This window comes from Escherichia sp. E2661, from assembly GCF_004745185.1.
Classification (GTDB): Bacteria; Pseudomonadota; Gammaproteobacteria; order Enterobacterales; family Enterobacteriaceae; genus Escherichia.
Window position 1 is genome coordinate 105,159 of record NZ_PDIG01000037.1, and the last position, 12,775, is coordinate 117,933.

A 12,775-nucleotide genomic window follows, 5' to 3' on the forward strand; every position below is an offset into this window, starting at 1 on the left:
ATTAATCATTTTCGAGAATTATCATTTTGTTTAAAAACAGCTTGTGTCGCATTCTTCAGTCTGGGGGGCGTAAAGTGAAGGGAAGCGTTAAAAGGTCAGCAATTGGAGGTGGTCGTTTTTCATGTTTGTTAAGTGGGGGAGAGCTACCCCCACTTTTACTCCACAGTAAGTGTCAGCCGATTAACCTACGTATGCGGCCAGCATCTCCTGTGCTGCCAGTTTGCCTAACGCATTTGCTGCGAAAGGACTGTCACCGGTTAAAAGTTTACGATCTTTGTGTACCCGGCCGGTAATATCATCATTGACGATGTTCATGCCCATTTTCTTCAGTTCTTCACCAAAGTACCAGGTCAGATGACCCGGCATGTAGCCAATCTCTGGCGTTTGTTTGTCTGCAGCGTCAGGGAATGCGCAAATTGAATAACCATTTAATGGGTTATCGCCGTGTCGAAGCGCCAGAAAGGCTGCTGGACCGTGGCAAAGGGAGATAACAAAACGGTCATTTTCGATTGCCCACTGCAGAGCGGCAGCCACGTCTTTGCTTTCTGGTAAACCAATGAGAGCACCGTGACCGCCAGGAACAAAGATTGCTGCATATTCGCTGTCTGCGTTGAGGCTGGCGACAACATCTGCCAATTTTTTTCGGATTGCGGAACAGAGATTTGTGCTGCTCAAAGAATGGCATAATTTTTTCATCTTTCCGCGGCATAGCCCAATATTCAAATTTTGTCATCAGGCCAGAAAGCGTCGCAACCTCGAACTCGAAACCAGCAGCATGCAGATGATATAACGGCAGCAACGTTTCAATCGGATGGTTTCCTGTTGAGAAGAGCTTACCATTATCGGTTGGCAAATAGCGTTCATCGGCGGCGATTACCAGGATTTTTTGCTTTCCGCTATACGGTTTTGGATAGTCTACCCCATCAAGATCAGAAATCGGGCTGGTGTATTGGCCTAACGAATATTCTGACGGGAAGAAAGCATTATCTTCAGCCATATCGATTTGCGGATTCTTACTTTGTTGAACAGTCATAGTGTATTCCTTGTTGTTACTTATGTAGGTTAGTCACTATATTCGCGACTGAGCTGGTTGCTATTTTTAACCAGATAGGAAATTGGAGTCAATATATCGAAAGCGGTATGCAAGGGGGAGTGTGCGATGACTATGCTGCACTTGTGTAGGATATTAGTCATGCCAATTTTCTCCTTATTGCGTAAAGTGGTTAGAATTGGTGTTAATTTATTTTAGTCTATTTTTCAGAAATCAGGATATTGACACCCTGGTAGCACAATTTTTAATTGTGGAGATTTTTTGTGCTCACGTGATGCTTAGAGCGGCGCCGGGGGAACTGACAACCGAATGATTTGCCTGAGGCCTGCTTAAGATAGGTAAATGCTGGAGCAAAGAGTCTCCCCGGAACATGCGATGAGAGTGTAAGTTAAGAAAATGAGATTATTAGCAAAAAATAATCGTAAAACTGTCTGGCACGAAAGATTATCGCGAAAGAATGATGATCCAGATTAAGGTTTAACTGATGACAGATATGATTAATTACTTGTCATCAGATGTACTCTTTGCGCAATTTGCCGGAGGGAATGGGCTGGAGACTAAAGTGGGGCAGCAACGATAACTTTTCTAAAGATAATGACATAAATATAGCATTAAAAATATGCACTAATCATTCAAGCGCAGTTGATTAATATTGAATTTTTTCAGGGAATACCTATGTACCGAAATATTGTTATTCCGGTGAATGTTTTTTCTCGGGATGATAGAGAGCAAGCGTTTTTTTCATGCGCAATTTTTCGCCAATGTTTCTTCTGGGCATGTTCACTTACTTGGCTTTATACCGGAATATTTAAGAGTTCTCGAGCGTGGGTATATTTCTGATATGCATCGTTTTAAAGAAGCTCTACGTGGGCAGGCTGTGTGCCGTTTAGCTCATATAGCAGAACAACTGGTTTTGCCTGAAGGATTTATTCATACATATGTTCATTTCGGCACTCTTCCGGAAGGGATAAAGGAACTTGCTGAACAACAACTGGCTGATGTTATTGTGCTGGGAGCTACGCAGGAATTAGGGTTTATCGACATGCTACGGCAGTTTAGCGTGCCGCTGTTGGTGATTTGATGTGGGATATAAAAAAGCCTGAATTCGATGAGGGACGAACTCAGGCCGATATTATGTTTTACAGTTACGTGCCGCGGCGCGTTGGCTGATTAGAACTGGTAGACAATACCAACTGCAAACTGGTCATCAGATGCGGCATTGGTAATTGCTGCATCATCTTTATCCAGCAGGTTAAATTTGTATGCAGTATAAACGTTCATGTTCTTATTGAAGTAGTACCAGGTACCAACTTCAATGTAGTTCACGCGGTCAGCGTCAACATATTTATGGCCAGGTACCCCTTTGATATCTTTACCTTTGGAGTAAACATAACCTAAGGATGGACGCAGACCAAAGTCGAATTGATACTGAACAACTGCTTCAAAGTTCTGAGTTTCGTTGATCAGTTGATCGCGCATTATCGAGTTGCCGTCTTTGTCGAAGCCGCCTGTATTAACTGATGTCGGTGTCATATTACGAGTTTCACCATACATCACAGCAGCGTAGACATTGTTCGCATCATATTTTGCTGCCAATGACCATACTTCTGCATTTGAACCGTTTCCATCAGCAACTTGCTCATTGGTACGATCAGATTTGCCATAAACACCGACAAAACCAAAACCTTCGATGTTGTAGTCTACAGACAACGCATAGCCATCACCGTTTTGTTTAGTAACGCCACGATTGCTGTTCTTACCTTGATATTGAACAGCAAAATTCAGACCGTCAACCAGACCAAAGAAATCAGAGTTACGGTAGGTTGCAACACCGTTGGTACGACCGTTCATGAAGTTGTCAGCGGAAGCCCAGGAATCGCCACCCCATTCAACTAACATATCGGTATAAGCTGCGGCATCATAGGCAACACCGTAGTTACGACCGTAATCGAAAGATCCAAGTCCGTTATATTTCAAACCAGCGAAGGTTAAACGAGTTTTTTCTTGGTTAGAACCTTCAGGCTTGCTGGCGTCAAGGTTGTATTCAAACTGACCAAAACCAGTCAGTTCACTGTTGATTTGAGTTTCACCTTTTACGCCAAAACGAGCATAGGAGGTATCTTCGTTTTCGCTGTTATTATCATCAGTGTTCGACCAGATGCGCTCACCAACCATCTTGCCGTAGAAATCAACTTTATTGCCATTTTTATTATAAATTTCAGCCGCATTTGCTGCGCCAGCAACTAATAACGCCGGGACCAGCATTGCCAGAACTTTTCTTTTCATTATGTATTCCCTTGTGATTATAATCTTCATGAATATATCAATAAGTGCCGTTATCCAAAAAAAAGCACATTTGGATACTATTCTATGAAGTTCATTTTATTTTAAAGATTACATGTAACAAATGTATTTAAAAGATTTCAAAATGTTTCCATTCTATTTAATATAATTCATGATTATGAATTTCAGACATAAGCATTCATCATATTTATATATGTATATCAATTGGTTATTGTTCTTTTGGAAGGATAGCTTGCGTCAATGGTTGTTGAGCTAAAGACTGAGTGTGATCTACTGCACATAAATAAACGCATAAAAAAAAGCCGGCATCATGCCGGCCCAAAAAATATAAACAAGACGATAAAAGGCTAATAACGCAGTCATCATGACACAGAAAACAAAAAAGGTATAATTGTATTCAATGCCTATATATTCAAAATATGAATTAATCAATTATGCCCAAACAAAAAACAAATGCCTTCTGACTTGTTTTTTCTGCACATAATGTCACTGGTTCAGATTCATATATTTGTTCAAAAAATGAGTGAGACTTGACTGGCTCGACCGATGTGGAAAAATGTGACTTTTATCACATAACAGTATAAGTCTGAATTTTCCGGGTTATCTCAAAATGGAGTATGGTTCGACAGCAATGGAAGAAAGACTCTCTCGCAGCCCTGGCGGCAAACTGGCTTTATGGGCTTTTTATACCTGGTGTGGTTATTTTGTCTGGGTAATGGCGCGTTACATCTGGGTAATGAGCCGCATCCCCGATGCCCCCGTGTCTGGATTTGAAAGTGATTTAGGTTCAACTGCGGGTAAGTGGTTAGGTGCGTTAGTGGGATTTTTGTTTATGGCCATGGTCGGTGCGTTGTTAGGCGGCATTGCCTGGTACACGCGACCTCGACCCGTACGTAACAGACGCTATGAGTAAAAACTGCTAAGGTTGCGACTCTTTGGCAGCGGAGCGCATATGGACTTACAACACTGGCAGGCACAATTCGAGAACTGGTTGAAGAGCCATCATCAGTATCAGGACGCGGCCCATGACCTGTGTCATTTTCGCCGCGTCTGGGCGACGGCACAAAAACTGGCGGTAGATGAAGACGTGGACATGCTGGTGATTTTAACCGCCTGTTATTTTCACGATATCGTGAGTCTGGCGAAAAATCATCCGCAACGGCAGCAATCTTCAATGCTGGCAGCAGAAGAGACGCGTCGCCTGCTATGCGAAGAGTTCGCGCAATTTCCAGCGGAGAAAATAGAGCCCGTTTGTCATGCTATTGCCGCACACAGTTTCAGTGCGCAAATTACGCCCTTAACGGCGGAAGCTAGAATCGTGCAGGATGCGGACCGGATGGAAGCATTAGGCGCGATTGGCCTGGCGCGCGTGTTTGCGGTTTCAGGCGCGTTGGGTGTGGCGCTGTTTGATGGAGAAGATCCGTTCGCGCAGCATCGCCCGCTCGATGATAAACGTTACGCGCTGGACCATTTTCAGACCAAGCTGCTAAAACTACCGCAAACGATGCAGACCACAAAAGGTAAACAACTGGCGCAACACAACGCCCGTTTTCTGGTGGAGTTTATGACCAAACTTAGTGCTGAACTGGCGGGGGAGAATGAAGGTATCGATCACAACGTGATTGATGCGTTTTCGTCAGCTGACTGCGCGCGTGGCCCTAAACCGATGTAATTATGTTAACCTGTCGGCCATCTCATATGGCCGGTTAAATCTATGCAGGAAAATATTTCAGTAACCGATTCATACAGCACCGGGAATGCCGCACAGGCAATGCTGGAGAAACTGCTGCAAATTTATGATGTTAAAACGCTGGTGGCGCAACTTAATGGCGTCGGTGAGAACCACTGGAGCGCGGCGATTTTAAAACGTGCGCTGGCGAATGATTCGGTATGGCACCGTTTAAGTGAAAATGAGTTCGCCCACCTGCAAACGTTGCTACCCAAACCGCCAACACATCATCCGCATTATGCGTTTCGCTTTATCGATCTCTTTGCCGGGATTGGTGGTATCCGTCGCGGTTTTGAGTCAATTGGCGGTCAGTGCGTATTTACCAGTGAATGGAATAAACATGCGGTGCGCACCTATAAAGCCAACCATTATTGCGATCCGGCAACTCATCATTTTAATGAAGATATCCGTGACATCACCCTGAGTCATAAAGAGGGCACGAGTGATGACGCGGCGGCGGAACATATCCGTCAGCACATTCCTGAACACGATGTTTTACTGGCCGGTTTTCCTTGCCAGCCGTTTTCACTGGCTGGCGTATCGAAAAAGAACTCGCTTGGGCGGGCGCACGGTTTTGCCTGCGATACCCAGGGTACGCTGTTCTTTGATGTGGTGCGCATTATCGACGCTCGTCGTCCGGCGATTTTTGTGCTCGAAAACGTTAAGAACCTGAAAAGCCACGACCAGGGTAAAACGTTTCGCATCATCATGCAGACGCTGGACGAACTGGGCTATGACGTTGCCGACGCAGAAGATAACGGCCCGGACGATCCGAAAATCATCGATGGCAAACATTTTCTACCGCAGCACCGTGAGCGCATCGTGCTGGTGGGCTTCCGTCGCGATCTTAATCTGAAAGAAGATTTTACTCTGCGTGACATTAGCGATTGTTTCCCGGTGCAGCGAGTGACGCTGGCGCAGTTGCTGGACCCGATGGTCGAAGCGAAATATATCCTGACGCCGGTGCTATGGAAGTATCTCTATCGCTATGCGAAAAAGCATCAGGCGCGCGGTAACGGCTTCGGTTATGGGATGGTTTATCCGAACAATCCGCAAAGTGTCACGCGCACGCTTTCTGCCCGTTATTATAAAGACGGCGCGGAAATCTTAATCGATCGCGGCTGGGATATGGCGACAGGTGAGAAAGACTTTGACGATCCGCAGAATCAGCAACATCGCCCACGAAGATTAACGCCTCGCGAATGCGCGCGTCTGATGGGCTTTGAAGCGCCGGGAGAAGCGAAATTCCGTATACCGGTTTCTGATACGCAAGCCTATCGTCAGTTCGGTAATTCGGTGGTAGTACCGGTCTTTGCCGCGGTGGCAAAACTGCTCGAGCCAAAAATCAGACAAGCGGTGGCGTTGCGTCAGCGAGAAACACAACATGGCCGATGTTCACGATAAGGCCACGCGTAGCAAAAATATGCGCGCGATTGCCACGCACGATACGGCAATCGAGAAACGTCTCGCCAGCCTGTTAACTGAGCAGGGGCTGGCGTTTCGTGTTCAGGAGGCCAATCTTCCCGGACGTCCGGATTTTGTCCTTGATGAATTTCGCTGTGTGATATTTGCCCACGGTTGCTTCTGGCACCATCACCATTGCTACCTGTTTAAAGTCCCCGCCACGCGAACAGATTTTTGGCTGGAGAAGATTGGTAAAAATGTCGAGCGCGATCGGCGCGATATCAGTCGTTTGCAGGAACTCGGCTGGCGCGTGTTGATTGTCTGGGAATGTGCGTTACGCGGGCGGGAGAAATTAACGGACGCGGCACTTACCGAGCGTCTGGAAGAGTGGATCTGCGGCGAGGGCGCCAGCGCGCAGATCGACACTCTGGGGATTCATTTACTCGCTTGATGCATCCTGAATGACGGGAGCGACAACGGGTTTTGCCGGGAAGAGATATTTCCCCAACGTGACCAGCACCACGGCGAAAACAATCACTCCTAGCGCCAGCCATTCAATCTTCGACAGCGTTTCGCCGCCCAGACCCGTACCCAGCAATACCGCGACCACGGGATTAACATAGGCGTAGCTGGTGGCCAGAGCCGGACTGACATTGCGGATTAAATACATATAAGCGTTGATGGCGATAATCGAGCCAAACAGCGTCAGATAGCCGACTGCAAGGAAACCAGAAAGCGAAGGGACTGCTGTCAGTTTTTCACCCGCAATCATCGACGCAATCATTAACACTACGCCAGCCGCCAGCATCTCAATGGCACCTGCCATCATCCCTACTGGTAAGGTAATGCGTGAGCCATAAACCGACCCAAACGCCCAGCTAATTGAGCCGATTAAAATCAGCATTGCACCCCACGGGTTACCGCTTAAATTACCGCCACTATTGAGCATGATGATCCCGGCAAGCCCAATGGCGATACCCACCCATTCCAGTTTGCGCGTTTTAATGCCAAACAGGCGGCTGAAGCAAAGAGTAAAGAGTGGCACCGTTGCCACCACCACGGCGGCAATGCCGGAAGGGACGTTTTGATGTTCGGCAACCGTCACCATACCGTTACCGACAGCCAGCAGTAACAGGCCAATAAGCGCGGCGTTGAGCAGGGGACGTAGCGGCGGCAATTTGTGCCCACGCAGCAGTAAAAATGCCATCAATAAAAGACCTGCTGCCAAAAATCGCACCCCCGCCATCATTAACGGTGGCCAGCTTTCAACGCCAATCCGAATGACAAAATAGGTCGAGCCCCAAATGATATACAACGCAAACAGCGCGCCAAAAAGCGGTAACAACTGGCGGAAACGCATAATCCCTCACGGTGGAAATAAAAAGGTGGTTCATAGTAAACGTGAAAATCATTCTGCTGGCGAGAGATATAATTGAGCTTAATTGTTAAAAAAAATGTTGACCTGTGAAGCAAGTATCAGGCAAGCCGATTTTGCTTCATACTTAGCGCGTCAACGATAAAAATGAGAGGGAATGCTTTTGGCCGGGAGTAGTTTATTGACGTTGCTCGATGATATCGCCACTTTGCTGGACGATATCTCCGTGATGGGCAAGCTGGCGGCGAAGAAAACCGCCGGTGTATTAGGGGATGACTTGTCGCTTAATGCGCAACAAGTTTCAGGTGTGCGTGCCAACCGGGAACTTCCTGTGGTCTGGGGCGTGGCGAAGGGATCGCTAATCAACAAAGTGATTCTGGTGCCGCTGGCGCTGATCATCAGTGCATTTATCCCGTGGGCAATTACGCCACTGTTGATGATTGGTGGTGCGTTTCTTTGCTTTGAAGGGGTAGAGAAAGTGCTACATATGCTGGAGGCGCGTAAACACAAAGAGGATCCGGCGCAGAGTCAGCAGCGTCTGGAAAAACTGGCGGAGCAAGACCCGCTCAAGTTTGAAAAGGACAAAATAAAAGGGGCCATTCGCACCGATTTTATTTTGTCTGCGGAAATTGTCGCCATAACGCTGGGCATTGTGGCGGAAGCGCCGCTGATTAATCAGGTGCTGGTGCTCTCAGGGATAGCTCTGGTGGTAACGATTGGCGTGTATGGCCTGGTGGGGATTATCGTTAAGATTGATGACCTGGGCTACTGGCTGGCAGAAAAGTCCAGTACGTTGATGCAGGCGTTGGGTAAGGGGCTGTTGATTATCGCGCCCTGGCTGATGAAAGCATTATCGGTTGTCGGCACGCTGGCGATGTTCCTGGTTGGTGGCGGTATTGTGGTGCATGGCATCGCGCCGCTGCATCATGCCATTGAACATTTTGCCGGACAGCAGAACGCGCTGGTGGCGATGATATTACCGACTGTTTTAAATCTGATTCTTGGATTTATCATCGGTGGCATCGTGGTGCTGGGAGTGAAAGTGGTAGCGAAAATGCGCGGCCAGGCACATTAAAATTCACATTGGCTGTTATGCAAAATTCGCCATCCTCGACTAAGGTGAACAAGTTTCACTCGAAAAAAGGAGGCGAGTATGAGCTTTATGGTTAGTGAGGAAGTCACGGTAAAAGAGGGCGGCCCGCGGATGATTGTCACCGGGTATTCCAGCGGTATGGTTGAGTGCCGGTGGTATGACGGTTATGGGGTCAAGCGGGAAGCTTTTCATGAAACCGAGCTTGTTCCGGGGGAGGGGAGTTGTTCGTCGGAAGAAGTTTGAAAATGTGCAATTAACACCAGGCCGGATGTGGCGTTCACGCCGCATCCGGCAGTCCTGCCAGCGTCAATATCGAAGGCCTGATGCCTCGTATCATGCCAACATTATAAAATTATCGTTGTTTGGCGGTACGCTATCGCCAGGTTATGCCAGAATCATTAAAAAGCAGGTTGGGAGTCGTCAGGGTGCAGCACGAGACAAAAATGGAAAACCAGAGCTGGCTAAAAAAAACTCGCGCGCCGCCTGGGGCCAGGTCATGTCGTTAATCTGTGTTTTATCGTGGTGTTGATCTTCTCCACTTTGCTCACCTGGCGTGAAGTCGTGGTGCTGGAAGACGCCTATATCTCCAGTCAGCGTAATCATCTGGAAAACGTTGCCAACGCGCTCGATAAGCAATTGCAATATAACGTCGATAAACTGATTTTTTTGCGTAATGGAATGCGTGAAGCCCTTGTTGCGCCGCTGGATTTCACCTCTATGCGTAACGCTGTTGTCGAGTTTGAACAACATCGCGACGAGCACGCCTGGCAAATCGAACTCAACAGACGACGCACTCTGTCAGTAAACGGTGTCTCGGATGCGTTAGTGAGCGAGGGAAATCAGCTTTCTCGCGAAAATGAATTACTCGACAATGAAATTACTGCCGCACTGGAAGTCGGCTACTTACTACGACTGGCGCACAACTCTACTTCGATGGTTGAACAGGCGATGTATGTCTCCCGCGCCGGATTCTACGTTTCGACGCAGCCGACGTTGTTTACCCGAAATATCCCTACGCGTTACTACGAATTTGTCACACAACCCTGGTTTATCGGCCAATCAGAACGAGAAAATCGTCAACGTGGCGTACGTTGGTTTACCTCTCAGCATGACCATAACAATGTTACTGAACCGCAGGTCACCGTAAGCGTGCCGGTCGACAGTAATAATTACTGGTATGGCGTGTTGGGGATGAGTATCCCTGTGCGCTCAATGCAGCAATTTCTAAAAAACGCTATTGATAAAAACCTGGATGGCGAGTATCAGCTCTACGACAGTAAACTGAAATTATTAACTTCCTCTAACCCGGAACACTTGGCGGAGGATCTCTTTGATCCTCGAGAGCTGGCATCTCTGGCGCAGGCTATGGAACACGATACGCGCGGTGGCATTAGGATGAACAGTCGCTATGTTAGCTGGGAGCGACTGGACCATTTTGACGGCGCATTGGTGCGCATTCATTCGCTCAGTGAAGGTGTGCGTGGTGATTTCGGCAGCATCAGCATTGCGTTAACCCTTCTGTGGGCGCTTTTTACGACGATGTTACTTATCTCCTGGTATGTGATTCGCCAGATGGTCAGCAATATGTTTGTCCTGCAAAGCTCGTTGCAGTGGCAGGCGTGGCATGACACCTTAACGCGCTTGTATAACCGTGGCGCATTGTTCGAAAAAGCGCGTCCGCTTGCCGAATTGTGTCAGATACACAAACATCCGTTTTCTGTCATCCAGGTCGACCTTGACCATTTTAAAGCGATTAATGACCGCTTTGGTCATCAGGCAGGCGATCGTGTGCTGTCGCATGCTGCCGGATTAATCAGTCATTCATTGCGTTCACAGGACGTTGCCGGCCGCGTGGGCGGCGAGGAGTTTTGTGTGATTCTGCCTGGCGCTAACCTGGCGCAGGCAACGGAAGTGGCCGAACGTATTCGCCTGAAGCTGAATGAAAAAGAGATGTTGATCGCCAAGAGCACGACCCTACGCATCAGTGCCTCGCTGGGGGTGAGTAGCAGTGAGGAAACCGGCGATTATGATTTTGAACAATTACAGTCTCTGGCCGACCGACGGTTGTATCTTGCAAAACAAGCGGGGCGCAATCAGGTTTGCGCCAGCGATAGCCCTTAACTGGCCGTGAAAAAGTGATCCAGCCCTTCGCGCCAGCCTTCCGGTCCTTCTCGCTGTGTCCGCAAGACACGGGCCGGATCCTCATTTTGCAAATGCACGCCTTCCCGGTTTAGCCCTTTTACAATCACCGCATAATCCATCACTTCCAGTAATGGTGCGTCATTTGGGCCATCGCCTAAGCCAAGCGTGGTCGGACGTTTTCCACGCGATTGCTGATATGCCGCAATGATCCAGTTGGCTGCCTGATCTTTCCCGGCTGAGACATCCAGCACATGCCAGAAACGCGCACCTTGCACAAACTGCAAGCCCAGTTCATTCAGGCGAGCGGTAAATTGCGCCATCCGCTCGTCACTGTCGCGCCAGATAAGCGTGACCGAAGCCTCATGCAATTGCGTCAGTGCGGCCTGGCTGCGGCTTAAGCCAGTCCATTCAGCGATGGTTGTATCATCGACGTCATCAAAGGTGGTGAATTTGAAGTGTTCTTTCTCACGCAGCGTATTTAATACCAGGCTGATTTCACTATGAGCAATCCCCGAGATGATGCGCGGAAAGCCGGCCAAATCCTGCCATTGTTGATCCAGTTGGATCACCGCGCCGTTCTCCGCAATGAGTGACAACCCTTGCAGACCTAACATCTTTTGCAGGTACAGCATTTCAGCCGAGGTTTTACTACTACACAGGATCACGGGGATCTCCGCTTCCCGCAGGCGGATTAACCAGGAGGCGGCAGGTTGCCAGTCATAGCTATGGCTGTCCAACAGGGTGCCATCAAGATCGGTAAAAATCAGCAGCGGTTGATGAATTGAAAGCATGATCGCGCAGTACTCCCCTTGCCTGGATGTTTCTTAAAACAGCACGAATAATAAAAAATCGTTTTTCGGGAGCGATCCCGTGAACGCCAGAGCCTTCAAGGGGTGACGTGGATCACACTTCCATTCATAAGTGACGTTAATCATTCATATCAAGAATATTTTCTTGTCAGCATAAAAAATTGCGGATAAGGTGATGAACGCATCAGATTTCCTGGTGTAACGAATTTTTTAAGTGCTTCTTGCTTAAGCAAGTTTGATCCCGACCCCAACAAGGGTCGGGATTTTTTTATGACGCATTTAGCGATTCACTTCAGAGACGCTAAAGTCATGAATATCAAGTTCAAAGGCATCGGCTAATTCACGCCATGTATGATATTCACGGCCATCGACGCTGACGTGTTCCGAATCGTTCTGGCTGCGATGAACTTCGCTTTCGCTAATTTCATTGATCGCCGCCAGCAGGGCATCGACATTGACGCTGACCTCACGTTTTGCGGTATCGCTGTACTCTTTTGCGGTTTTCATCATCTATCCTCACAACCGTTGCTTATATGTTGCTGCCGACACGTCATGTCAGCCAGGCATTTCTTAAGTATAGACCGTTGAGAAAATCAGCACTCGCACGCGCCTGGCGCTGTCAGAAAAACGAAATTGTTCTAAACTGGCACAAAGCCACAGGAGGAAAACGATGAAGGTGAATGATCGGGTAACAGTCAAAACGGATGGCGGTCCGCGTCGTCCTGGCGTGGTACTGGCAGTTGAGGAGTTTAGTGAAGGCACAATGTACCTGGTTTCGCTGGAAGACTACCCGCTCGGCATCTGGTTCTTTAATGAAGCAGGGCATCAGGATGGTATCTTTGTGGAGAAAGCAGAGTAATTTCTGTCA

The 12,775-nt window shown here is 48.0% G+C and carries 12 protein-coding genes and 2 pseudogenes; 9 read left to right on the forward strand and 5 right to left on the reverse strand.

What is annotated here, in order from left to right:
* Positions 1-180: 180 nt before the first annotated feature.
* Positions 181-1,033, reverse strand: a pseudogene (gene hchA / locus CRI63_RS19555) (glyoxalase III HchA).
* Between the two features lie 721 nt (positions 1,034-1,754).
* Here hchA and CRI63_RS24525 point away from each other — a divergent pair.
* Positions 1,755-2,132: a hypothetical protein gene (locus CRI63_RS24525; protein ID WP_240782779.1), complete on the forward strand. Its 378-nt coding sequence runs from the start codon at positions 1,755-1,757 to the stop codon at positions 2,130-2,132.
* Between the two features lie 89 nt (positions 2,133-2,221).
* Here CRI63_RS24525 and CRI63_RS19565 read toward each other — a convergent pair whose 3' ends face one another.
* Entirely contained in the window at positions 2,222-3,337 is a 1,116-nt protein-coding gene (locus CRI63_RS19565; RefSeq protein ID WP_135405098.1) for a porin, read from the reverse strand.
* A gap of 649 nt (positions 3,338-3,986) precedes the next feature.
* On the opposite strand from CRI63_RS19565, the gene drpB reads away from it, so the two are divergent.
* From drpB to CRI63_RS19585, 4 genes are read left to right on the forward strand one after another with little or no spacing between them, the layout of a single operon-like run.
* The gene (gene drpB, locus CRI63_RS19570) at positions 3,987-4,268 is read left to right on the forward strand and encodes a cell division protein DrpB (protein ID WP_254446237.1); all 282 of its coding nucleotides are present in this window, start codon (positions 3,987-3,989) and stop codon (positions 4,266-4,268) included.
* A 39-nt stretch (positions 4,269-4,307) separates the two neighbouring features.
* Positions 4,308-5,027 (forward strand): phosphohydrolase, encoded by a 720-nt coding sequence (locus CRI63_RS19575; RefSeq protein WP_135520513.1) that lies wholly within the window; start codon positions 4,308-4,310, stop codon positions 5,025-5,027.
* A 42-nt stretch (positions 5,028-5,069) separates the two neighbouring features.
* On the forward strand, positions 5,070-6,488 hold the full coding sequence (dcm, locus tag CRI63_RS19580; protein WP_135405101.1) for a DNA-cytosine methyltransferase: 1,419 nt from the start codon (positions 5,070-5,072) through the stop codon (positions 6,486-6,488).
* Entirely contained in the window at positions 6,469-6,939 is a 471-nt protein-coding gene (locus CRI63_RS19585) for a very short patch repair endonuclease (protein WP_130257626.1), read from the forward strand. Before dcm ends, CRI63_RS19585 begins: the two co-directional genes overlap by 20 nt.
* Here CRI63_RS19585 and yedA read toward each other — a convergent pair.
* Positions 6,928-7,848, reverse strand: a complete 921-nt coding sequence (yedA, locus tag CRI63_RS19590) for a drug/metabolite exporter YedA (RefSeq protein WP_130259947.1) — start codon at positions 7,846-7,848, stop codon at positions 6,928-6,930. The genes CRI63_RS19585 and yedA overlap by 12 nt on opposite strands.
* A gap of 172 nt (positions 7,849-8,020) precedes the next feature.
* Between yedA and CRI63_RS19595 the strand changes: the two genes are divergently transcribed.
* The 3 genes and pseudogenes from CRI63_RS19595 (at position 8,021) to dgcQ (ending at position 11,077) form a co-directional block, all read left to right on the forward strand.
* Positions 8,021-8,938, forward strand: coding sequence for a DUF808 domain-containing protein (locus tag CRI63_RS19595; RefSeq protein ID WP_130216453.1), 918 nt, complete (start codon positions 8,021-8,023; stop codon positions 8,936-8,938).
* 78 nt (positions 8,939-9,016) lie between these two features.
* Entirely contained in the window at positions 9,017-9,199 is a 183-nt protein-coding gene (locus tag CRI63_RS19600; RefSeq protein ID WP_130208609.1) for a DUF2158 domain-containing protein, read from the forward strand.
* Between the two features lie 182 nt (positions 9,200-9,381).
* A pseudogene (gene dgcQ / locus CRI63_RS19605) lies at positions 9,382-11,077 on the forward strand (cellulose biosynthesis regulator diguanylate cyclase DgcQ).
* On the opposite strand, the gene CRI63_RS19610 reads toward dgcQ, so the two are convergent.
* Positions 11,074-11,889: a mannosyl-3-phosphoglycerate phosphatase-related protein gene (locus tag CRI63_RS19610; protein WP_130216459.1), complete on the reverse strand. Its 816-nt coding sequence runs from the start codon at positions 11,887-11,889 to the stop codon at positions 11,074-11,076. The pseudogene dgcQ and the gene CRI63_RS19610 overlap by 4 nt on opposite strands.
* A 297-nt stretch (positions 11,890-12,186) precedes the next feature.
* A complete protein-coding gene (gene yodD, locus CRI63_RS19615; protein ID WP_135520627.1) occupies positions 12,187-12,414 on the reverse strand; it encodes a peroxide/acid resistance protein YodD in 228 nt (75 codons plus the stop codon).
* A gap of 163 nt (positions 12,415-12,577) precedes the next feature.
* On the opposite strand from yodD, the gene dsrB reads away from it, so the two are divergent.
* Positions 12,578-12,766 (forward strand): protein DsrB, encoded by a 189-nt coding sequence (gene dsrB, locus CRI63_RS19620; protein WP_000867217.1) that lies wholly within the window; start codon positions 12,578-12,580, stop codon positions 12,764-12,766.
* The last annotated feature ends 9 nt before the right edge of the window (positions 12,767-12,775 follow it).

Excerpts from the sequence above, each read along its gene's own strand:
- CRI63_RS24525 (WP_240782779.1), top strand. The coding sequence starts at position 1,755 with ATGTTTTTTCTCGGGATGATAGAGAGCAAGCGTTTTTTTCATGCGCAA.
- CRI63_RS19565 (WP_135405098.1), bottom strand. The coding sequence starts at position 3,337 with ATGAAAAGAAAAGTTCTGGCAATGCTGGTCCCGGCGTTATTAGTTGCT.
- drpB (WP_254446237.1), top strand. The coding sequence starts at position 3,987 with ATGGAAGAAAGACTCTCTCGCAGCCCTGGCGGCAAACTGGCTTTATGG.
- CRI63_RS19575 (WP_135520513.1), top strand. The coding sequence starts at position 4,308 with ATGGACTTACAACACTGGCAGGCACAATTCGAGAACTGGTTGAAGAGC.
- dcm (WP_135405101.1), top strand. The coding sequence starts at position 5,070 with ATGCAGGAAAATATTTCAGTAACCGATTCATACAGCACCGGGAATGCC.
- CRI63_RS19585 (WP_130257626.1), top strand. The coding sequence starts at position 6,469 with ATGGCCGATGTTCACGATAAGGCCACGCGTAGCAAAAATATGCGCGCG.
- yedA (WP_130259947.1), bottom strand. The coding sequence starts at position 7,848 with ATGCGTTTCCGCCAGTTGTTACCGCTTTTTGGCGCGCTGTTTGCGTTG.
- CRI63_RS19595 (WP_130216453.1), top strand. The coding sequence starts at position 8,021 with ATGCTTTTGGCCGGGAGTAGTTTATTGACGTTGCTCGATGATATCGCC.
- CRI63_RS19600 (WP_130208609.1), top strand. The coding sequence starts at position 9,017 with ATGAGCTTTATGGTTAGTGAGGAAGTCACGGTAAAAGAGGGCGGCCCG.
- CRI63_RS19610 (WP_130216459.1), bottom strand. The coding sequence starts at position 11,889 with ATGCTTTCAATTCATCAACCGCTGCTGATTTTTACCGATCTTGATGGC.
- yodD (WP_135520627.1), bottom strand. The coding sequence starts at position 12,414 with ATGAAAACCGCAAAAGAGTACAGCGATACCGCAAAACGTGAGGTCAGC.
- dsrB (WP_000867217.1), top strand. The coding sequence starts at position 12,578 with ATGAAGGTGAATGATCGGGTAACAGTCAAAACGGATGGCGGTCCGCGT.